Raw genomic sequence first — 18,714 nt, 5'->3', positions numbered from 1 at the left:
GCGCTATCAACTTGACGCCTCGCGGTCGTGACCGCGCTCCAGTCCGGCGAGACGCGGCGGCCGACCGACGGCGCGACCGCGTACCTTTTTGCATCGCTCCCGCTAACCATCGACACATGGTCGACGTCCTCGACAACAAGCGCACCGCGACGCGGTTTCGGATCCTCGTCCAGATCGCGGAACGCCAGCCCGCGGTCAGCCAGGGGGAGATCGCCGGGGAAGTCGGCGTGACGAGTCAGGCGGTCAGCGAGTACATCCGGGAACTCGTCGATGACGGTCTCGTCGAGAAGGAGGGCCGGTCGCGGTATCACGTCACCAACGAAGGCGTCGACTGGCTGTTCCGGACCGCCGACGACATCCGCCGGTTCGCGGACCACGTAACCGGCGACATCCTCGGGGCGATGAGCGAGGCCGCCTACATCGCGACCGACGACATCGAGGAGGGTGATACCGTCTCGCTGTCGGTGAAAAACGGGCTCCTCCACGCGACGCCCGGCGAGGAGGGGCCGGCGACCGGCGTCGCGACCACGGACGCCGCGGCCGGCACCGATGTCGGCGTCACCAGCTTCGAGGGCGTCATGGACTTAGAGCCCGGCTCGGTGACCGTCCTGCAAGTCCCCGGCGTCCGGGCCGGCGGGAGCCGCGCGATCGAGTCCGACACCGTCGCCGACCGCTGTACCGACGCCGACCTCGTCGTCGCTGCCGGCGTCGAAGCGATCGTCGCCTGTCGAGAGGCCGGGACCGATCCGACGGTCACGTTCGCCGCGGGCTCCGTCGCCGCCGACGGGGCCAAGCGCGGGCTCGATGTGGCGGCCGTCGCCACGACCAACGAGGTCGGCCGAGTCACCGACGCGCTTCGCGACGCCGACGTCTCCTACGAAGTCCTCGAGGGCTAGTCGCCGTCTTACAGGCGTTCCCGATCGCGAACGCCGTTCTCACCACCGACTGTTGGCACCGGCTGGTTCCACGAAGCCGCTTCGTCCGACTATAGTAGCCACTGAAAGTCATTGCACACCTGATCGAACGACGGCGTTGCGATCAGTGTGTGAATCGTTTCAGCGGCTACTATAGAATCGATTGGTTACGCGAGCGGTTCGTCGAGCAACGCGACGGTCGTACACCCCGAGAACGGGCGCTCGAGCGGGTCCTCGCGGCGGACACGGAATTAGACGACTGCCCGGTAGAACCTCGTCTCGCACAACAGCCGTAGAAATCGACCGGTACGCGTCCCAGCCCCGCCTAGCCGATGTAACGCAGGTCGTCGTCGGTCGGCACGTCCATCCCCTGTTGCTGTTCCATTTCCTGGATCTTGCCGATGACCTCCTCCATTTCGTCGGCCCGTTCGTCCAGGGACTCGTAGTCGAGTTCGAAGCCGAGTACGGCTTCGAGGACCTCCAGTACCGCCCGGGCGCTTTTGGGATCGACGAGGTAGCCGCTGGTCTCGCCCATCAGGCAGGTCGCCTCGAAGCCGCGACGTTCGCCCAGTCCGAGCAGGAGTCCCGAGACGCCGACGATGCCGCCCGCCGGCTCGTCTTCGCGGAACTCGACGCCCGCGTCCTCGAGTGCCTCGAGCAGCGACTCGTCGCTGACGGCCCCGACGACGGCGTACTCCTCGATGAGTTCGCCCGTCGGGACGCCGCCTAACGCGTACACCTCGGTCGCACCGAACTCCTCGGCGACGTCGAGGAAGGCATCGGTCAGCGTGTAGTGGCCCGCGTTGCTCTGGGCCTGGTGATCGCCGGTCAGCAACAGGAGGTCACGACCGTCGGGGACCTCGACGGCGTGGATCTCGGCGCAGGTCAGCTCAGAGACGCCGTCCTCAACGCTGACCTGCGGCGGGAACTCGCGGGAGTAGAGCCGCCGGACGAGCGTACTCTCGCCCTCGAGTTCCTCGAGCAGATGTTCGACGGCCAGCGTGCCGACGTGTCCGACCCCGGGCAACCCCTCGACGAGAACGGGGTCGTCCAGTTCGACCTCGGCAACCGCGTCGATCTCGAGTTCGTCCATACCCCTATCAGCGGTTGCGACGTTTAAGAGAGCGTCGGTACTCGCCATGGGGGTCCGCGGGGTCGAGCGGTGCCGGCGCGCTGTTTTCGGCGTCGGCACCACACTCCGGACAGGTCGCAGAAAGCGTATACACCGGGCGGTCGTGGACGTCCTGCCACGCCGAACACACCCGGATGTCCGATTTCATTCGTCGTCGGTGCGTCGCTCGCGGTGGTACTCGCCCGCACCGCCGTGGCCCTCGATCGCGGCGATCGCTCGATCGGCGCTTTCCTCGAGTTCGGATTCGGCGGTCTTGTAGTTCGGTGCCTGCACCTCGATGCGGTACTCGGGCGCGCCGACGTAGCTTACTTCGAGGTCGACCTCCTCGGGCACTTCGCCGTTGCCCTCGGCGGCTTCCAGCGCCTCGCGGATCCCGTCGACGCCGCTTGGCGATGGGTTCTCGAGGTCGACGTAGCCGGTGACGTTGACGTACGGCACCGAGACGTTCTCGCGTGCGGTGTCGACGATCGACTCGATCTCGTCGTCGTCGAGGTCGGTGTCCGCGAGGGCCTCTTCGCCGTGGATGGCGGCCTGTTTGAAGCCGTCGTAGAGGCCGCCGTGGGCCGCGATCAGTTCGTTCGCGATCGCGGTGTAGACCTCGTCGTCGATCTCCTCGCCGAAGGCCAGTTCCATCCAGTTGTCGGCCTTCTGCTCGTTTTTCCACTCCTGGATCTTATCGGAGCGTTGGTGATCGTTGACGTCTTTCAGCGAGAGGTCGATCTGCTGGGAGCCCTCGTCGACATCGAGGACCTTACAGACGACGATCTGTCCCTCGCGGACGTGGTCGCGGACGTTCTTGATCCAGCCGCTGGCGACCTCGGAGATATGGATCAGTCCGCGTTTCTCCTCGTACTCCTCGAGATCGACGAAGACGCCGAAGTCCTCGATCTCGTCGATCTTGCCGACGACGAGTTCGCCGGGGTCGGGCCAGCCGCTGTATTTCATCGTGACTCGACTGTCTCGACGATCTCGTGGTCGATCTCGGCGTTTCCGCCGGTCGGTCGGGCGAGCGTCGTGCCACAGACGGCACAGGCGACCTCCGTGGAGGCCTTGCCGAAGACGGTCTGTTCGTTCTCGCAGTCACTGCATCGGACGCTGTAGAAATTTCCTGCCATTGGTATCACTCCTGGAACTCGAGTCGGCCGGCGCGCCATCCCTCGCGGAGGTGGGCCTTGCCGCACTCGCTGCAGCGGTATTTGAGGTCGGTCTTTTTCGTGGGCTTTTCGCCGGCGGGCACCTTCGAGAAGCGACCGGAGTTCCCGATCGACGAGGAGTTTCGCCGGGTGCGGCGAGCGTCCCATTTCAGTCCCGAGGAACGGCCGGTTCGGGACTTCTCGACTTCGTGTTCGTGGTGTTCGTTGCAGTGCGGGCAGTACGTATTGAAGCGGCGTGGCATCTGCATGGTTATCTCACTTGGCGTGGGCTAAGACACCGCTGTTTAAAACCCGTTTGGTTCGTCCCCGTCGCCGCCGGCCGTCGGTTCCACAATTGGTCGTCGAGCCGGCCCCGAACGGATCGACACTACCGCTCCGAAGCGTTTAATCGTCTCTCCTGTGAACGCTCGCGTATGAAACAGCTCATCATCCACGGCGATCCCGGCATCCGCAACGGGGCCATCGTTCGGTACGAGGGGGACGAGGGGGAGGCCGAGGTGGTCTGTTTCGGGATCAACCGCAACGGCGAGTACCACGGTCCCGATCGGGTCCAGCTCTGGTGTACCGTCGGCGACGAGGACGAGTACGAGGACTACGAGAAGCGAAACTTCACGCCACATTTCCTCGACGTCGATCGGGTCGACGCCGACGATGTCGAGGTCGTCCGGGCGAAAAGCGACCTAGCGATCTGATCGGACCGAGCGAGCGGCCGCGAGTCGTCTCTGGAACATCGTCGCAGTCCTGCCGGTCCGGCCAACGGAACCGAGCGGCGATCAGTTATTTTCGGTGACTGTCAACTTCACGGATCGATCGCAAAAGGGAAATCGTTGCCGCCGACACTGGGGAATACGCTCGAGCATCCACGATGAGTGATTCCCTCACAGAGGCCGTCCGGACGCGGGTTCGAGCGTTGTTCTCACCGACCCGGTTCGGCCAATTCGCCGGGGTTGGCTTCGTCGGTGCGACCGTCGATATTCTCGTTTTCGCCGCGCTAAGCAGCGTTACGTCCCTTGTCTGGATCATTGCAAAACTCATATCCTGGGAACTCGGTATCATCGTCATCTTTGCGATCAACGAGCGGTGGACGTTCGCGAGCCACGGTGCTGTCGGGACGCGAGCGGTGGTCTGGCGGTTCCTTCGCTCGAACATCGTTCGGCTGGGCGGGCTAGCGGTGACGCTGGCAGTGTTACGGGTACTCGTCGAGCAGTTCGGTGTCTGGCTCGTCCTGGCCAACATGGTCGGCATCGGCATCGGCTTCTTCGTCAACTACACCTGTGAGAGTCTCTACACGTGGCAGGTCCATCAGGACTAACGGTAGAAACCCGCATACGGCGACCGAATCACAACCCTTAACTAGCACACTCGGGTATGAACTGGTAGCGGGATGGGATAGCCAGGAGATTCCGGCGGGCTCATAACCCGCAGATCGGTAGTTCAAATCTACCTCCCGCTATACTTCTGACGCGAGCAAGTTCGTGAGCGTCGAGTATGGCACAGTGGGAGATTTGAACCGGACAGCGCTCGAGCGAAGTGCGAGTGCCGGTTCAAATCTCTCCCCTGGTATTCTGTAGTGACCGAAGCCGCGAGTGACGGGTATCGCACGGAGAGCGCTCGACAGCGGAAGCATCGTTCCGACCGTGGTTCGAATCCCGGCCGCGAGCCGCCATTGCGGCCGTGGTCGAACCGCTGTTCTCCGCTCGAAGCGGTCGAACGGTGGGCCTACGGCTCTTCGGCGAGGTAGTCGCGGAGCCGGCGGCCCTGCGGGTAGGTGAACGTGACCGTCCCGTGGAGGACCGACGGCGTCGAGAGGGGGTCGACGGGAGCGAACCGCTGGAACCCCGACTCCGCGGGGAAATCGAAGTCGATGCGGTCGACGTCGGCCTCGTACAGTTCGCTGACAAATGGGATCGGGAACTCGAGGAGCTCGCTGATCTGTGCGCGGCTCCCCGTCGGGTCCGGAAGCTTCCGATGGGCGTAGTAGTGGAGATGGCCGGTGAGCGTGTCGATTTGATCGTCACCGACGCTCGCTTCGGCTTCAATAACTTGCTCGCCGTCGACCGAGAGCGTCGAGACGAGTTTGCCGTCGTCTTCCGCCCACGCACACGAGCCGGGAAGACTCGGTATTCCGTCGTTCTCGCGGGTGTACGCCTGCATCTGGGGCGAATCGGTCCAGTAGCCCACCCAGAACCGGCCGGGAACCGGCAGTTCGCCCTGCGCGTCACTGACCGCGCGACTGTCGTGATCGGCGACTTCCACCGTCAGATAGGTCAGGGTGTACGGATCGAGATGGGCCGTCTGCTCGGCCGACGGCACTCGATACATGTTCATCTGGACGAGGCCGTTCGGGTGCGGCTCGAGGCCGGGCGGCAGCGCCGCTTCGAGCACCTCGGGGTCGGCCTCGTAGCCGACGATGAGCATCCGCGCGTTCTTGATGAGCTGTGGCGGCGACACGGTCGTTCCCTCGAGGGGATCGGCGGGGAAGTCGTGGTCAGTCATGAATGATCACCTGTTGGCGTCGACGCCGACGTCGTCGGGTGCGAAGACCTCGGGAACCGGTTCGTCTCTGACGCCGCGGATGTCGTCGAGAACGGGCTTGAGATAGGCCCGGAACAGCACCGGGCGCTCGCTCATCGGGAAGTGACCGGTCGCTTTCATCTCGTGGGCGGTCGCTCCCTCGCCGATGGCGTCGGCGGCCTCGCGGGCGTCGTCGGGGTTGGTCAGGTAATCGTACTCTCCGTTCATGAGGTACATTCGGACCTGCGTGGCGTCGATCTCGTCGACGGACTCGCTGTAGTCGTGGTCCATCGAGTAGTAGTGGAGGTCGCCTTTGAGGACGCCGTTGGCACCCTGTTCGTACAGATAGAGCGTCTCACGGCGCGCCCACTCGGGGGCGTGTGGCGCCATCAGCCCCCACGTCGCGTGGGAGTTGACGTCGTTCGCGTTGACGTGTGGGTGATCGAGCCACTGGATGTAGAACCCAGGTGTGACCAGCCCCGCCTCGAGGCCGATCAGCGCCCGGAACCGCTCGGGGTGCCAGTCCGCGAGTTCGAGCGTGACCGTGCCACCCATGCTCGAGCCGATGAAGACCGGCTCCTCGAGTTCGAGCGCGTCGGCGATGGCGACGATGGTGTCGGTGAACCGCTCGGCGGTGAGATCGTACTGGTCGGTCCACCACGATTCGCTCGACGGCGGGACCGACTTCCCGTGGCGCGGCAGGTCGTATGCGATCACCCGGAAGTGGTCGGTGATCTCCGGATCGTTCAGGACGTGGCGCCACTGCTGGTTGTTACAGCCGGCCGTGTGCTGACAGAGCAGGGGAATGCCGTCCTCCGGCCCGGCGGCCTCGTAGTAGATACGGTGGTCGACGCCGTTGAGGTCGACGGTGACGTACCGGCCTGTAATGGGCTCGTCCGTCGGCTCTTCCGGTCGGTGCGTCCCCACAGTGGGCGGTTCGCCGCCGTTGTGTGCCGTCCGCATCAACTCGAGCGCACGCTGGACCGACCGGAAGTTCTGGAAGATCGTTTTATGATTGCCGATGAGGTCGAAGTACCCTTCCTCGCCCTTGACCGCGGTCCGGTAGAAGGAGGCAAACACCTCGTTGTGGTGGGCCGCCGGGACCTCGCTGACGAACTCGTCCCAGGCCTCGCGCGGCCCGACGACGCCGAACGACCACGCGTCGTCCAGCCCCGGTGCCCGGACGTCCCGCACCTCGCCGTCCCGCATCTCCAGCAGGAAGTGGTCGTCGCCGATGCCGATAACGAAGTTCTCGTCGAAGGCGTCGCGGCCGTGCTGGGCCATCTCCGGGTCTGCGTTTACGACGTCTCGATACTCCTGCCACCACTCCTCGCTGGCTAGTTCGGTTGGTGCCATACTATGCGTGTTGTTCTCTACCAACATAGCATCGTATGCTATCTATGATGAGAGAACGGAAGGTCGTGGAAACTGGCGCGAACCCGCCATGAAGGAGAGACCGGACGGCGTCTCGTCACGGAGAGACGGCGGGGACGCAGGCAAGCGCCATCGCGATCGTCGTCCGACGGCACATCCCGTTGACGGATCCGTTGGGGTTCGCCGTACCGCGTCGCCGACTCGGGAGTTTCAACCCGCTTGAATTTTCGTCATTCGCTCGCGGGCCCGCGCGCACGTGACATCAGGACGCCGGCTGTGAACCGGGACGAAGACTACACTGATCGGTCGCTCTACAGGCGGAGCAGGCCGAGTGCATCGGGGCTTGACCCCGAGGCGGTTCACGCCACGGAGAGTGCGACGAGAACGGTGGCTCCGACGGTTATGCGTTGCCGGCGATGAAGGGGTCGTACTCGTCGTGTTCGAACGTTCCGAGGATCGTCCCGTCGATCGTCTTGAAGTGGGTATAGAGGGCACCGTCATCCTCGGCGGCCGTGATCATGCCGTCGGCGCGCGCGAGGTCGTATCGACTGGGGATCAGCATCGATCGCTCGGTCTCCGGGTCGATCAGTTCCGTGACGACGAACATGAACCCGTCTATCTCGGTGCCATACACCAGATACTCGGTGAACTCGTCGCTGTCGAAGGTATCGGTAACGGTCTCGACGTAGTTGTTCGGAATCACGTGCATGAGTCCGAATCGATCGTCTTCGCCCATGTCACGGCTTACCGTGTCGGTGTGTGCGGCCATGACGGTGACGACGTCCCAGCCCTCGTCGCGACGCTCTTGGGCGATCGCTTCCGTATCCTCGAGCGTCTGTTTCCAGGCTTCCGTCTGGACACCCTGTGGATCCCGGCGTCGGAACGAACCGGGATCGGCAGCGCCGATATCGTCGTGCATACCCCACTGTCCTCAGAGGAGCCGGTTAATTCTTTCCGGAGATGGAGACCTCAGCCGACCCCGAATGCGGTCTCCATGAGAAACGACAGCAACAGCACCAGGAGACTGCCGAGCAGGAGTTTCCCCGGCGGCGTGAGTCGCTTTTCCGGCGGCGGCAGTTGGATCCACCGAAGCGGCGGCAGCGACCGGACGAGCGACTGAAACCGCGTCGAATCGCGGGCAGCCGGTATCGCTCCGGCGACGCCACGGTTCGATGGCGGTCCCACGTCGTCGGGAGACGTCGGCCACAGCCGGACCGTCGCGTACGCGAGGAGGAGCCATCCGGCGACGAACAGCAGGGCCTTCGCACGGACGACTCCGCCACCGGTCGCGACGCCGATGATCAGGGCACCGATACCGGTGAGTGTCGCGACGGCGATCGCGTACGTCATCGCGTCCAGTCCGACGCGCCCGAACACCCGGAGTCGGTCACCGAACCCGTCGCTCGGTGGCATCGTCACCCGTGGCGGTTCTCGATGACGGCATCCGGGGATCGATACTCGTCGGTATGCCGGTGACAGTAGCTCTGGTGGCCACCATCGCTCATGTCGTGATACGCCGGCGGTTCGTCGTCACAGGCGCTGCCAAACGCCTCGTTGAAGACGGCGATCGCCTCGCTCTCGTTGTGATCCCGAGCGAGAGTCGCGATTTCGTCCAGAACCGACTGGACGCGCGCGGGCACCTCCAGGTCCCCGAACAGTTCGTCGTAGGTCTCCTCGACCGTCCCGAAGCGCGTGTCTTTCCCGACTGCCGCGCGGAGTCGATCGCGAACCGAGCGGTCCGCGCGCTGGCGCTCGCTGAGCAGTTCACGAAGCGTATTGAGCCGATTCCAGAGTTCGTCGTCGAGATCACGGTACTCCGCCGGACGGATTCGTGCCGGACAGCGCGTACTGAACGGGCAGCCGGCGGGCGGGTACCGCGGGTTCGGCGGCGTCCCGTGGAGCGTGATTCGGTCGCGTTCGACTGTCGGATCGGGTTCCGGAATCGCCGACAGCAACGCGTGCGTATACGGGTTCGACGGATCGGTGAACAGTTCCTCGGTCGGCCCGATCTCCATGACGTTCCCGAGATACATCACTGCGACCCGGTCACAGAGGTGGTGGACGACGGAGAGGTCGTGTGCGATAAACAGGTAGGTCAGCCCGAACTCGTCTTGGAGGTCCTCGAGCAGGTTGATGATTTCGGCCTGCACGGAGACGTCGAGCGCCGAGACCGGTTCGTCGAGGACGACGAAGTCCGGCTCGAGCGCCAAGGTACGGGCGATACTGATCCGCTGGCGCTGGCCGCCGGAGAACTGGTGGGGATAGCGGTAGTAGTGTTCGCGCTGGAGACCGACGGTATCGAGCAACTCCTTGACGCGCTGGCGTCGCGCTTGCGGCGTCTCCCACTCGTGAACGTCCAGCGGTTCACGGACGATTTCGCCGATCGTCATTCGGTCGTTGAGGCTCGATTCGGGGTCCTGAAACACCATCTGGGCGTTTCGTCGCCACTCGTGGAGATCGTCGCCCTCGAGGGTCGTGATATCGACGCCGTCGAACCGGACCTCGCCGTCGGTCGCGTCCTCGAGTTGAAGGAGCGTTCGCCCCAGCGTCGTCTTGCCACAGCCGGACTCGCCGACGAGGCCGAGCGTCTCGCCACGGTGAATATCGAACGAGACACCGTCGACGGCCTTGACCGGCGTTCCACCGAGGAGGCCGCCGTCCTCGTAGTAGGTCTTTAGCCCCTCGACTTCGATCATCACGTCGCCGTCGCTGTCGGTCGGTACGTCGGTCTCGGTCGCTATCGGCTCCTGGCTCAGTTCGTGACTCATTCGGTATCGCCTCCGGTTCGTCTCGCGTTTCGTCGTCGATGCTGGTCGACCGCCTCGTTCGTCGAGCGGTCGCCGGGACAGAGCAAGCACGCCGCGGTGTGATCGTCGGTCCCCTCTTCGACCGGGACCGGAACGGGATGAACGGCGTCGCACTCGTCGAACGCCTTCGGACACCGCGGTGCGAACCGACAGGACGTCGCCGGTTCGTTCGGCGTCGGAACGTTCCCTTCGATCGTCTGGAGCCGGTCTCCGGATTGTTGTCCCGGAATCGACTCGAGCAGGCCGCGCGTGTACGGATGCCTCGGATCCGAGAACAGCTCGTTCACGCCGGCCGTTTCGACGATTTCCCCGGCGTACATGACGTTTACTCGATCGGAGATCTCCGCGATCACACCCATGTCGTGGGTGATGAACATCATCGAGAGATCCCGTTCCGCCTGTAGATCGGCGAGCAGGTCGAGGATCTGGGCCTGAATCGTCACGTCGAGTGCCGTCGTCGGCTCGTCGCAGATCAGCAACTCCGGCTCGCAGGCAAGCGCCATCGCGATCACGGCTCGCTGACGCATCCCGCCGGAGAACTGGTGTGGATACTCGTTGACGCGGCGACGCGCGTCAGGGATGCCGACGGCCTCGAGCAGATCGATCGCTTCCTGCGTCGCCGCTTCACCCCGCAGTCCCTGGTGGAGCCGGACGGACTCCTTGATCTGGTTTCCGACCGTGTAGACGGGGTTGAGACTCGTCAGCGGGTCCTGGAACACCATCGCGATCCGTCCACCGCGCATGCGTCGCCGCGGTTCGCCGCTGAGACGCGTGATCTCGACGAATCCGTCGGTGATCTCCGTCGGCGTCTCGGGATTCCCGTCCGTGACGAACACGCAGTCGTCCTCCTCGACGAGACCGAGTTCGTCGCCGTAGCCGGCGGCAACGACGTCCGCAAGCGGCACGTCACCGGCCCTCTCGCAGCCGAACGCCGCCGGCGTGATATCGATCGTCTCACGCTCGAACAGGGCAACCGGGTCGTAGTCGGCCGCCACCGTCTCGAGGTCGACGGTACGATCCGGGAACTTCGAGGCGTATTCTCGAACCGTCTCGAGGTGGTTGAAACGGACGCTACTGCCCTGAAGGGTCCGTCCCGGCGAGTCGACGAGCCCCATGATCGACCGGGCGGTTACGCTCTTGCCCGATCCGCTCTCGCCGACGATGCCGACGGTTTCGCCCCGTCGGATGTCGAACGAGACCCCGTCGACCGCTCGGATAGTCTCCTTGTCGGTGAAAAACGCCGTCTGGAGGTTCCGAACGTCGAGGATCGGCTCGGTTGCCGTCTCCGCCGACATTATCCACCACCTCCGGCTGCTGCGGTACCAGTGTCATCTGTCCCGCCGGTATCCGCCTCCGGATCGATCGCGTCTCGGAGGCCATCACCCAGTGCGTTGAAGGCGGTGACCACGAGGACGATCATCAGCCCCGGGATGGTCGCGACGTGCCACGACGACGTGCCGACGAACGATCGCCCGTCGCTGACGAGTCGTCCCCATTCGGGGGTCGACCCTTCGATACCCAGGCCGAGGAACGAGAGCGCGGCCGTGGAGATGATGATCCCGCCGAGCAGGAGAGAGCCGTAGATCATTATATACCCTGCAATGTACGGGGCCATGTGTTTACGCATTGTGTTGACCGGTGACTGTCCGTAGCTCCGTGCGGCGTCGACCCACTCCTCCTCGGCGACCTGTAACGACGGGCCGCGGATCGTCCGCCACATCCCCGGCCAGTAGACGAACGCGAAGATCAGCCCGAGGAGAAGTCCGCCGTTGAGCGGTTCCGCGATCGGGTGATTCCCCTGGTTGAAGATGACTGATAACATCATCACGAGCAGAAATGCCGGGATCGAGATGATCGTGTCGCTCGCGATCACTGTCAGGACGTCGACGAGTCCTTTGTAGTAGGCGGTCAGCATCGACATCGTGACCGCGATCAGTCCGCCGAGGCCGATCGCGAGCAGCCCGATCACCAGTGACGTCTGCGCGCCGTAGGCAATATGGGTGAGCAAGTTTTGTCCCGATGATGTCGTCCCCAGCGGTGCCCACCGGTCGTAGTCGTCGTAACTCATTGGACTAATGGTGTTTTGCCCGTTCGATTGGCTGTTGAGGTTCGCCTGTCCGGGCGTGGTCGTCGCGACTTCGCCGTCGTCGGTGAGATACTCGACCTCGTACTCGTAGGGAGAGGCGATGTTCTGGTCTGCCGTGGTGGGACTGATTGCCGGTGCCCACAACGCCGTGACGATGAACATGAGCACGACGATCAGGCCGAACTGTCCCCAGTAGTGGGATCGGAATCGACTGAGCGTGTCGTCACGCGGCGTCCAGTCCGCCTGCCGGTAGTGTTCCCGAAAGATCGTATACCCTTTCCAGGTCCAGACGATCACGGCAAGCGCGTAGCCGTAGACGAGTAACGTACGAATCCCCCACGCCACTGCCGGTGAGAGGCCGAGGAACGTTCCGTCCCAGCCACCGCCGGGCGTTCTGTGGCCCTGATTGGAGATGACTTCGCGGCTCGTGAGCGTCGGAATCGACGACAGGGTGTTGAACACGCCGTCGATCGCGCCGTCGACGAGTCCGCCGACCGGCGTGAACGCCAGCAGAACCGCGATCGTGGCCAGAACGGCGGTCAGGACGGCCCGCTCGAGGAAGCGGACGATGCGATCGCTCAGACCGACATCGAACCGGTCCGTAGCGGACCAGGACGTGAATCTGGTGACGAGAACGGAGAGTCCGAACAGCAACAGCAACGTGATCGCGTCGCTGACGAAGTAGCTGACTATCGGAACGGTCGCCTCGCCGACCGAGTCGCCGATCCAGCTGGGTAGCAGCCCCACCAGGCCGATGACGTACTTGACTGCCCCCACGAGCTGGTAGACCCACCCCATGTATCGGCCGAACTCGAGGGCGACCAATACGGCGGTGCCAAGCAACCAGAACCGCGCCGGGTCGGGATTGTCGGCGACGCGTTTACGGAGGGGCCTCGATTCGTCTGTCGTCTCGTTCGGTTCGAAGGATGTACTCATACTCATCGTTCGTACCCCACTCGTGGATCGATGATCGTGTATAGGAGGTCCTGGAAGATGTTCAACAGGATGATGACCAGCGTGAAGATAAACAGCAACGCCCCGGCAAGCGGTAGGTCTCCCTGGAGCGTCGCCTGGAAGAAGATCTTCCCGAGACCGTTGATGTTGAAGATATACTCGACGATGACCGAGCCACCGATCAACAGGAACGCCTCGTTCGTGATGACCGGTACCAGCGGAATCAATGCGTTTCTGAAGACGTGTTTCCAGATGATGACGCGGTCGGTCAGCCCCTTTGCTTTGGCCGTCTCGACGTAGTTCGAGTTGATCGTCTCGAGGATGGCGGTCCGCCCGATACGGAGTTCCGCGGCCATCGAGGCCGATCCGAGGACCAGCGCTGGCGGAAGGATGAGTTTGATATCACTAGCGATCGTACTCCAATCGATACCGGCCGCCGTAACGAACGTCAGATCGGGCGTTCCTGTGATACTGCTGATATCCGGGCCGAACGTGTACCAATCGAACCCGAACCAGCCACCGCCTTTGGTCTTGCGAAGGACGGCAAGGAGGATGATGCTCAGCCAGAAGTTCGGCATCGCCTGCCAGAGGATACCGCTCACGGAGGCGATGTAGTCGCTCCCGCTGTTGGGCCGCAACCCGGCGTAGAACCCGAGCGGGATACCGATGAACAGCGGGAGCAGGATCGCCCAGAACCCCAGCCAGAGCGTCGGCGGACCCGCAAACGAGATGACGCGGGTCACTTCCATGTCACCGTAAATGACCCAGGACTGACCCAGGTCGAGGGTCAGGAAGTTCGTCACGAAGTCAAGGTACTGTTCCCAGAGAGGGTCGTTGAGTCCGAGCCGTTCGCGCATTCGCGCGGCCTCGGCTCCCGACGCCTCGGGGCCGAGTCGAGCGGCCACGGGGTCGACCGGTCCCATCCGTAATAGTACGAATATGAACGTCATTACGAGAAAGAGGACCGGTACGGAGAGCAGGAGCCGCTTGAAGAAGTATCTCCACCGACTCATGGGTGCTTACGGGCGGTTCGGAGGTCGTTTTTCAAACAATCTTTCATAGATGTCCGTTCGCTTAGTTTTCCCACATGCATCTGAATATTTTGCTTCGTTTTGTCTCAGGAACGGGGATAGGCAGCGGGGTCGCGTCGCCGTTAGGACTCGTCTTCGAGGTTCGCCTGCCAGTCGAGGTAGTAGCCGGTCGCTTCGTTCGGCATCTTCGACGTATCGGTGTTCTTCGGCTCGAAGCCGAAGTGGCCGTACGCGACGTCCGGCCAACTCCAGATCCAACCGAGCGAGTACATCTCGAGATCGCCGTCCTCACCGCGGTCCTGGAGCGTCGAGAACTCCGTCGTCTTGGTGTTGAGGTCGACGCCGATTCCGGAGAGCCTGCGTTTGATCTCGTCGGCCATGTTCTGGAACGTCGGACTCGACTTGTAGACGGTCGCTTCCATCTCGAACGGATCGTCCTCGGTGAAGCCGGCCTCCTCGAGGAGGTCTTTCGCTTCGCTGCGTTGCATGTCGTTGACGCCGTAGGGCCACTCGTCTTTCCAGTCCTGATAGCCGTCCTGTCCGGTCGGCCACATCGTCGGCGGCGTGAAGCTGAACGCCTCGAAGCCGCGGTTCTGGAGGATGTCGTTGATGAACTCCTCGTGGTTCACGACGTGCGCGACTGCCTTTCGAACGGGTGCGGGGACGTTCGTGACGTTGAACGCGAAATAGAACGTGCCGAGTTCGGGGACCGCGAGGTAGTTCGTGGTCTCGCCGTTCTCGAACTCCCCGTACGTACCGAACTCCCGATTGTTGTCGTCGGTTTCGGCGTCGATGAGGCCGGGATCGTAGTACGAGGTCGGAATCTCGAAGAAGTCGGCGTTTTTCTCCATCGCGTAGGTGAACTTCGATTCTGGGTCCTCGTTGATTTCCCAGTGGATGGATTCGACGCTCGCGACGGTCCCGTAGAAGTTGTCGTTGCGGACGAGCCGAACGTCTTCCCCGGGGTTGAACTCGTCGAACTCGAACGGCCCGGTCCCGTTGGCCATCTTGGTACGGAACTCGTCGTGGCTGACCTCGCCGTCGTAGCCCTCGATGTCGCCGACGAGACCCTCCGGAACGACGGCGAATCCGGTGTGCGTGAGGACGTCTAGGACGGCCGGGTTCGGCTCTTGAAGGGTGACCTCGAGCGTGAGGTCGTCGACGACGTCGATCGCCAGCGAATCGGGGACGATACCGCCGTCGTCGGTCGTTTCGTGTTCGATACCGAGGCCGGTCGTCGAACTGGTAATGAAGTTCGATCGTTCGCTGAACTTGGATTCGGCGAGCCGACGGAACGAGTACTTGACGTCGTCGGCAGTTAGGTCTCGTCCGTCGTGGAACTGGACGCCATCTTTGAGCGTGAACGTCCACGTCAGCCCGTCGTCGGACGTCTCGAAGGAATCGAGCAGTTGATTCTCGACCTCGGCGACGCCGGCCGGATAGTTGGTCAGCGTGTCGTAGAGCTGGACGATGACCTCGCCGGACGCGGTGTCCGTCGACATGATCGGGTCCAGCTCGTCGAAGGAAGCGTTGATCAGGTTCAGTTCCGAATCGCCCTCGACTGTCGTCCGGTTATGTTTCACGTGGTGACGGCCGAGGGAACCGAGCCGGGGAAGCTCGACGTTGTCGTACCAGAAGAATTCACCCTTGCTGTGGTACATCGGGAGCATGACCATGTCGTCCCGCACGGCCTCCTCGATATCGATGTACGCCTTAGTACGCGTTTCTTCCGCGTCGGGACCCGGGTTGTTCACGATGCGCTCCCAGGCCTCCTGTGCTTTCTCGGCGTGTTTTGTCGTCTCGAAGTCCGTTTCCTCGTCTTCCTCGTCGTCGCTGAGGAGGGCCGAACACCCAGCCAGTCCGACCGATGCACTGCCACCAAGGAGAGCAAGCATTTGTCGTCGCGATCGATCTACAGTTGATACATCCGGTATGTCGGACATAAACATGAGTAACCAAGACAATCATTATAAACTTACCGACAACGGGAGAAGGTTGAACTGGGGTTTATTGCACCGATTGGAACACAAATGCACAGATGCGTTCGTTATCGGGGGTGAAAACAGGAATTCGGTAACGCGGCGGCTCGGGTCCGGGTCGGTTCTCGAAGGCTAACGCGACGTATCGAGACGTCTCAGTTGTCGCCCTCTTCGTCGATGATGACGACTTCGCCGTCGATGACGTCGACGTTGATCAGCGTCTTGACGTCGTAGCCCGCGTCGTCGACCTTGTTCTCGCCGCCGACCTTCTTGATGACCGCGACCGTGTCGATGACCTCCGCGCCGATCTCGCCGAGGGCGTCCAGGACCGCCGCGAGGGTCCCGCCCGTCGAGAGGACGTCGTCGAGAACCAGCACCCGCTCGCCCTCCCGGACGTCGTTGATGTACATTTCGTTCTCCGAGTAGCCGGTCTTCTGGGAGATCGCGACCTCGTCGTCGAGGCCGTACTGGCGCTTGCGGATCACGGTCAGCGGGATGTCGGTCATCAGCGAGACCGCCGTCGAGATGTGAATGCCCATCGCCGCCGGGGTGACGATCCGGTCGACTTCCTCGAGTTGGGCCTTCCGGATGATTCGGATGACAATTTCACGCAGTAGGGTCGGGTCGAGCTTGGGGACCCCGTCGCTGATCGGATGGACGAAGTAGTGATAGCCGTTCTTCTCGATGATCGGGGCCTCGAGCAGGGACTGCTTGAGTTGATCCATGTCGTCGGTGGGACGGTAGCGGAGTAAAACTTGACGATACGCGCGAACGAGAATTGCAGGCGTCGAAATCCGGTCGGTTCTCCGTCTCGTCCCGTCGCCACGGCGTCTCGGGCCCCTTACTGCTCGCCGTAGCTGAGTTCGGGTGGCTGCTCGCCGTGGCCGAGCCGCATGTTGCGTTCGTGATAGATATGTGCGACGGCGGTGACCGTCACCGTCACGGCGATGATGGCCGTCCAGGCGAGGTTCGAGAGGGCGGTCAACGGATAGATCTCCAGCCAGAGCGCGGCGACCAGCGCACAGCTGATCGCACCGAGCGAGAGGTACAACTCCCGCCAGGCGAACTCCCGGCCGGGGACGATCTCGAGGTAGACGCTGATGTCCCGAGTTCGTTCGGTCGGCTCGATGACGCCCCGATCGGAATCGAACTCGAGGATACCCGACGTGTCCATCTTCGGGAGGTGTGTCTGTTGCAGCGTCGTATAGACCCGCTTTCGCTGTTCGGGTGTAACTCCCTCGAGGGTCGTCTCGTACTCCCAGGCGGCGATCTGCTGGGCGAGGTCGCCGAGTTCGACGGGACGGTCGTCCTGTTTGAGAAACTGGAGGACGTATCGCCGCCGCTGATTGCGCAGTACTTCGAAGATCTCTCCCTTGGTGAGTTGATCGTCGACCTCGTCACCGTGGTCACTCTCGCTGCCGTCGGCCTCGTCAGCGTCGGCGTCCGGCGGACGGTGTTGTTGTGCCACCGCGATCACCTCGTGCTACCGGTCCCGGCCGGCAGCGCGTGTGGTCCCGTACCCGATCGTATTCCCATCGGTTCGGGCGATGAACTGCACCTATATAATTCTCCTGAACCGACCTATCCGATTACTTCGACGTCTCGTCCGCACTCAGTACCGCCGCGATCGACTCGGCGATCTCGCCGCCCAGTCCGGCCTTTGTCCCCTCGTAGCGGGCGGCATCGCCGGCGTGGACCAGCAGCGCCCTCGTCCGGTCCTCACCCATTACGCTCGCGTCGTTAGCGACGACGAAGGCCAGCCCCGCCCGCTCGAGGGTCGTCCGGGCCTGCCCGATCATCGCTTCCTCGTCGCCGGAGGTTTCGGTCTTGAAGCCGACGATCGGCAGCTCCGGGAACTCGGCGCGGATCTCGTCGATGAGCTTCGGCGTCGGCTCGAGGTCGAGGGTCAACTCCTGGCCCGAGCGGATCTTCTCGTCGCTTTCCGCGACGGTGTAGTCGCCGATGGCGGCCGCCGACACCAGCGCGTCGGCGTCCTCGCAGGCCGCCCGTGTCGCCGCGAGCATCTCCGCGGCGCTCTCGACGTCGCGAACGTCGGCGTATGGTACCTCGGGGCCGTCGTGGACCAGCGTCACGTCCGCGCCGCGAACGTAGCAGGCTTTTGCGACCGCCCGGCCCATCTTGCCCGACGAGCGGTTCGTGATGATCCGGACGGGATCGATCGACTCGCTGGTCGCGCCGCTGGTGACGACGACCGACGCGCCCTCGAGGGGGCGATCGCCGGCCGCGCGGGCGACGTCACAGACGATCGCCTCCTCGCTGGCGATCTTGGCCTTCCCCTCCTCGAGACGCGGATCGACGAACTCGACCCCCCACTCGGTGACGGTGTCGATGGCCTCGAGGACGCCGGGATGGTCGTACATCGGTTCGTGCATCGCCGGCGCGATCACGACCGGCGTGTCGGCTCCGAGTGCGGTCGTCGCACAGGTCGTGACCGGCGTGTCGTCGACGGCCCCCGCAATTTTGCCGACCGTGTTCGCGGTGGCGGGCGCGATCAGGAACACGTCGGCCCAGCCGTCGTACCCACAGAGATCGACGTGTTCGACGCCCCCCGTGATCTCGGTGACGACGTCGTTCTCGGTCGCGAACTCGACGGCCCAAGGGTGGACGATCCCCTGTGCGCTGTCGGTCATCACGCCGCGAACCGTCGCCCCCCGGCGTCGCAACTCGTGGGCGAGTTCGACCGTCTTGACGGCCGCGATCGATCCCGTCACCCCGAGCGCGACGTTGACTCCCTCGAGCATATGCCGA

The 18,714-nt window shown here is 63.4% G+C and carries 20 protein-coding genes and 1 tRNA gene; 4 read left to right on the top strand and 17 right to left on the bottom strand.

Annotated features, from left to right (window positions below; genetic code table 11):
• Window positions 1-116: 116 nt before the first annotated feature.
• A complete protein-coding gene (locus tag ACSBP4_RS11360; RefSeq protein WP_049964779.1) occupies window positions 117-896 on the top strand; it encodes a MarR family transcriptional regulator in 780 nt (259 codons plus the stop codon).
• 343 nt (window positions 897-1,239) lie between these two features.
• Here the strand turns inward: ACSBP4_RS11360 and ACSBP4_RS11355 are convergent, their stop codons facing one another.
• From ACSBP4_RS11355 to ACSBP4_RS11335, 5 genes are read right to left on the bottom strand one after another with little or no spacing between them, the layout of a single operon-like run.
• Window positions 1,240-2,007: a proteasome assembly chaperone family protein gene (locus ACSBP4_RS11355; RefSeq protein WP_435552262.1), complete on the bottom strand. Its 768-nt coding sequence runs from the start codon at window positions 2,005-2,007 to the stop codon at window positions 1,240-1,242.
• A 7-nt stretch (window positions 2,008-2,014) separates the two neighbouring features.
• Window positions 2,015-2,194, bottom strand: coding sequence for an RNA-protein complex protein Nop10 (locus ACSBP4_RS11350; protein WP_006649430.1), 180 nt, complete (start codon window positions 2,192-2,194; stop codon window positions 2,015-2,017).
• A complete protein-coding gene (locus tag ACSBP4_RS11345; RefSeq protein WP_049964781.1) occupies window positions 2,191-2,991 on the bottom strand; it encodes a translation initiation factor IF-2 subunit alpha in 801 nt (266 codons plus the stop codon). The genes ACSBP4_RS11350 and ACSBP4_RS11345 overlap by 4 nt, the downstream gene beginning before the upstream one ends.
• Window positions 2,988-3,161 (bottom strand): 30S ribosomal protein S27e, encoded by a 174-nt coding sequence (locus ACSBP4_RS11340; protein WP_006181191.1) that lies wholly within the window; start codon window positions 3,159-3,161, stop codon window positions 2,988-2,990. The genes ACSBP4_RS11345 and ACSBP4_RS11340 overlap by 4 nt, the downstream gene beginning before the upstream one ends.
• A 5-nt stretch (window positions 3,162-3,166) precedes the next feature.
• Window positions 3,167-3,448 (bottom strand): 50S ribosomal protein L44e, encoded by a 282-nt coding sequence (locus tag ACSBP4_RS11335; RefSeq protein ID WP_006181192.1) that lies wholly within the window; start codon window positions 3,446-3,448, stop codon window positions 3,167-3,169.
• Window positions 3,449-3,613: 165 nt separating this feature from the next.
• Here ACSBP4_RS11335 and ACSBP4_RS11330 point away from each other — a divergent pair, with 165 nt between their 5' ends.
• The 3 genes from ACSBP4_RS11330 (at window position 3,614) to ACSBP4_RS11320 (ending at window position 4,653) form a co-directional block, all read left to right on the top strand.
• Window positions 3,614-3,892, top strand: a complete 279-nt coding sequence (locus tag ACSBP4_RS11330; protein ID WP_006181193.1) for an HAH_0734 family protein — start codon at window positions 3,614-3,616, stop codon at window positions 3,890-3,892.
• 173 nt (window positions 3,893-4,065) lie between these two features.
• Complete coding sequence (locus ACSBP4_RS11325; RefSeq protein ID WP_049964782.1) at window positions 4,066-4,512, top strand: GtrA family protein; 447 nt, start codon at window positions 4,066-4,068, stop codon at window positions 4,510-4,512.
• A 66-nt stretch (window positions 4,513-4,578) separates the two neighbouring features.
• Window positions 4,579-4,653 (top strand) — tRNA-Met (locus ACSBP4_RS11320).
• Window positions 4,654-4,919: 266 nt separating this feature from the next.
• Here the strand turns inward: ACSBP4_RS11320 and ACSBP4_RS11315 are convergent.
• The 12 genes from ACSBP4_RS11315 to coaBC form a co-directional block, all read right to left on the bottom strand.
• Window positions 4,920-5,696 carry an acetoacetate decarboxylase family protein gene (locus ACSBP4_RS11315; protein ID WP_435552261.1) on the bottom strand — a complete coding sequence of 259 codons (777 nt, stop codon included), beginning with the start codon at window positions 5,694-5,696 and terminating at the stop codon, window positions 4,920-4,922.
• A 6-nt stretch (window positions 5,697-5,702) separates the two neighbouring features.
• Window positions 5,703-7,070, bottom strand: a complete 1,368-nt coding sequence (locus tag ACSBP4_RS11310; RefSeq protein ID WP_435552260.1) for an alpha/beta fold hydrolase — start codon at window positions 7,068-7,070, stop codon at window positions 5,703-5,705.
• A 418-nt stretch (window positions 7,071-7,488) separates the two neighbouring features.
• Window positions 7,489-8,007 carry a DUF7529 family protein gene (locus ACSBP4_RS11305; RefSeq protein WP_049964785.1) on the bottom strand — a complete coding sequence of 173 codons (519 nt, stop codon included), beginning with the start codon at window positions 8,005-8,007 and terminating at the stop codon, window positions 7,489-7,491.
• Between the two features lie 50 nt (window positions 8,008-8,057).
• Complete coding sequence (locus tag ACSBP4_RS11300) at window positions 8,058-8,501, bottom strand: DUF7555 family protein (RefSeq protein ID WP_049964786.1); 444 nt, start codon at window positions 8,499-8,501, stop codon at window positions 8,058-8,060.
• 2 nt (window positions 8,502-8,503) lie between these two features.
• The gene (locus tag ACSBP4_RS11295) at window positions 8,504-9,856 is read right to left on the bottom strand and encodes an ABC transporter ATP-binding protein (RefSeq protein ID WP_049964787.1); all 1,353 of its coding nucleotides are present in this window, start codon (window positions 9,854-9,856) and stop codon (window positions 8,504-8,506) included.
• Window positions 9,853-11,190 (bottom strand): ABC transporter ATP-binding protein, encoded by a 1,338-nt coding sequence (locus ACSBP4_RS11290; RefSeq protein ID WP_435552259.1) that lies wholly within the window; start codon window positions 11,188-11,190, stop codon window positions 9,853-9,855. The genes ACSBP4_RS11295 and ACSBP4_RS11290 overlap by 4 nt, the downstream gene beginning before the upstream one ends.
• Window positions 11,190-12,923, bottom strand: coding sequence for an ABC transporter permease (locus ACSBP4_RS11285; protein WP_435552258.1), 1,734 nt, complete (start codon window positions 12,921-12,923; stop codon window positions 11,190-11,192). Before ACSBP4_RS11285 ends, ACSBP4_RS11290 begins: the two co-directional genes overlap by 1 nt.
• Window positions 12,920-13,948, bottom strand: coding sequence for an ABC transporter permease (locus ACSBP4_RS11280; protein ID WP_049964790.1), 1,029 nt, complete (start codon window positions 13,946-13,948; stop codon window positions 12,920-12,922). The genes ACSBP4_RS11285 and ACSBP4_RS11280 overlap by 4 nt, the downstream gene beginning before the upstream one ends.
• Window positions 13,949-14,088: 140 nt before the next feature.
• Complete coding sequence (locus ACSBP4_RS11275) at window positions 14,089-15,861, bottom strand: ABC transporter substrate-binding protein (RefSeq protein ID WP_435552257.1); 1,773 nt, start codon at window positions 15,859-15,861, stop codon at window positions 14,089-14,091.
• A gap of 239 nt (window positions 15,862-16,100) precedes the next feature.
• Complete coding sequence (hpt, locus tag ACSBP4_RS11270; RefSeq protein WP_435552256.1) at window positions 16,101-16,670, bottom strand: hypoxanthine/guanine phosphoribosyltransferase; 570 nt, start codon at window positions 16,668-16,670, stop codon at window positions 16,101-16,103.
• Window positions 16,671-16,786: 116 nt separating this feature from the next.
• The gene (locus tag ACSBP4_RS11265) at window positions 16,787-17,422 is read right to left on the bottom strand and encodes a DUF7344 domain-containing protein (RefSeq protein ID WP_006649417.1); all 636 of its coding nucleotides are present in this window, start codon (window positions 17,420-17,422) and stop codon (window positions 16,787-16,789) included.
• Between the two features lie 112 nt (window positions 17,423-17,534).
• Complete coding sequence (gene coaBC / locus ACSBP4_RS11260; protein WP_435552255.1) at window positions 17,535-18,707, bottom strand: bifunctional phosphopantothenoylcysteine decarboxylase/phosphopantothenate--cysteine ligase CoaBC; 1,173 nt, start codon at window positions 18,705-18,707, stop codon at window positions 17,535-17,537.
• Window positions 18,708-18,714: the final 7 nt, after the last annotated feature.

Origin of the sequence: Natrinema sp. CGMCC1.2065 (assembly GCF_051225675.1) — an archaeon.
Classification (GTDB): Archaea; Halobacteriota; Halobacteria; order Halobacteriales; family Natrialbaceae; genus Natrinema; species Natrinema thermotolerans.
The sequence above is the reverse complement of the archived record's forward strand: the minus strand, read 5'-3'. Positions and strand labels throughout refer to the sequence as shown.

What these genes read in the sequence shown, in the direction of transcription:
- ACSBP4_RS11275 (WP_435552257.1), bottom strand. Translation starts at nt 15,861, where the DNA reads ATGCTTGCTCTCCTTGGTGGCAGTGCATCGGTCGGACTGGCTGGGTGT.
- ACSBP4_RS11330 (WP_006181193.1), top strand. Translation starts at nt 3,614, where the DNA reads ATGAAACAGCTCATCATCCACGGCGATCCCGGCATCCGCAACGGGGCC.
- ACSBP4_RS11300 (WP_049964786.1), bottom strand. Translation starts at nt 8,501, where the DNA reads ATGCCACCGAGCGACGGGTTCGGTGACCGACTCCGGGTGTTCGGGCGC.
- ACSBP4_RS11345 (WP_049964781.1), bottom strand. Translation starts at nt 2,991, where the DNA reads ATGAAATACAGCGGCTGGCCCGACCCCGGCGAACTCGTCGTCGGCAAG.
- ACSBP4_RS11290 (WP_435552259.1), bottom strand. Translation starts at nt 11,190, where the DNA reads ATGTCGGCGGAGACGGCAACCGAGCCGATCCTCGACGTTCGGAACCTC.
- ACSBP4_RS11335 (WP_006181192.1), bottom strand. Translation starts at nt 3,448, where the DNA reads ATGCAGATGCCACGCCGCTTCAATACGTACTGCCCGCACTGCAACGAA.
- ACSBP4_RS11310 (WP_435552260.1), bottom strand. Translation starts at nt 7,070, where the DNA reads ATGGCACCAACCGAACTAGCCAGCGAGGAGTGGTGGCAGGAGTATCGA.
- ACSBP4_RS11360 (WP_049964779.1), top strand. Translation starts at nt 117, where the DNA reads ATGGTCGACGTCCTCGACAACAAGCGCACCGCGACGCGGTTTCGGATC.
- ACSBP4_RS11325 (WP_049964782.1), top strand. Translation starts at nt 4,066, where the DNA reads ATGAGTGATTCCCTCACAGAGGCCGTCCGGACGCGGGTTCGAGCGTTG.
- ACSBP4_RS11280 (WP_049964790.1), bottom strand. Translation starts at nt 13,948, where the DNA reads ATGAGTCGGTGGAGATACTTCTTCAAGCGGCTCCTGCTCTCCGTACCG.
- hpt (WP_435552256.1), bottom strand. Translation starts at nt 16,670, where the DNA reads ATGGATCAACTCAAGCAGTCCCTGCTCGAGGCCCCGATCATCGAGAAG.
- coaBC (WP_435552255.1), bottom strand. Translation starts at nt 18,707, where the DNA reads ATGCTCGAGGGAGTCAACGTCGCGCTCGGGGTGACGGGATCGATCGCG.
- ACSBP4_RS11315 (WP_435552261.1), bottom strand. Translation starts at nt 5,696, where the DNA reads ATGACTGACCACGACTTCCCCGCCGATCCCCTCGAGGGAACGACCGTG.
- ACSBP4_RS11340 (WP_006181191.1), bottom strand. Translation starts at nt 3,161, where the DNA reads ATGGCAGGAAATTTCTACAGCGTCCGATGCAGTGACTGCGAGAACGAA.
- ACSBP4_RS11285 (WP_435552258.1), bottom strand. Translation starts at nt 12,923, where the DNA reads ATGAGTATGAGTACATCCTTCGAACCGAACGAGACGACAGACGAATCG.
- ACSBP4_RS11350 (WP_006649430.1), bottom strand. Translation starts at nt 2,194, where the DNA reads ATGAAATCGGACATCCGGGTGTGTTCGGCGTGGCAGGACGTCCACGAC.
- ACSBP4_RS11355 (WP_435552262.1), bottom strand. Translation starts at nt 2,007, where the DNA reads ATGGACGAACTCGAGATCGACGCGGTTGCCGAGGTCGAACTGGACGAC.
- ACSBP4_RS11295 (WP_049964787.1), bottom strand. Translation starts at nt 9,856, where the DNA reads ATGAGTCACGAACTGAGCCAGGAGCCGATAGCGACCGAGACCGACGTA.
- ACSBP4_RS11305 (WP_049964785.1), bottom strand. Translation starts at nt 8,007, where the DNA reads ATGCACGACGATATCGGCGCTGCCGATCCCGGTTCGTTCCGACGCCGG.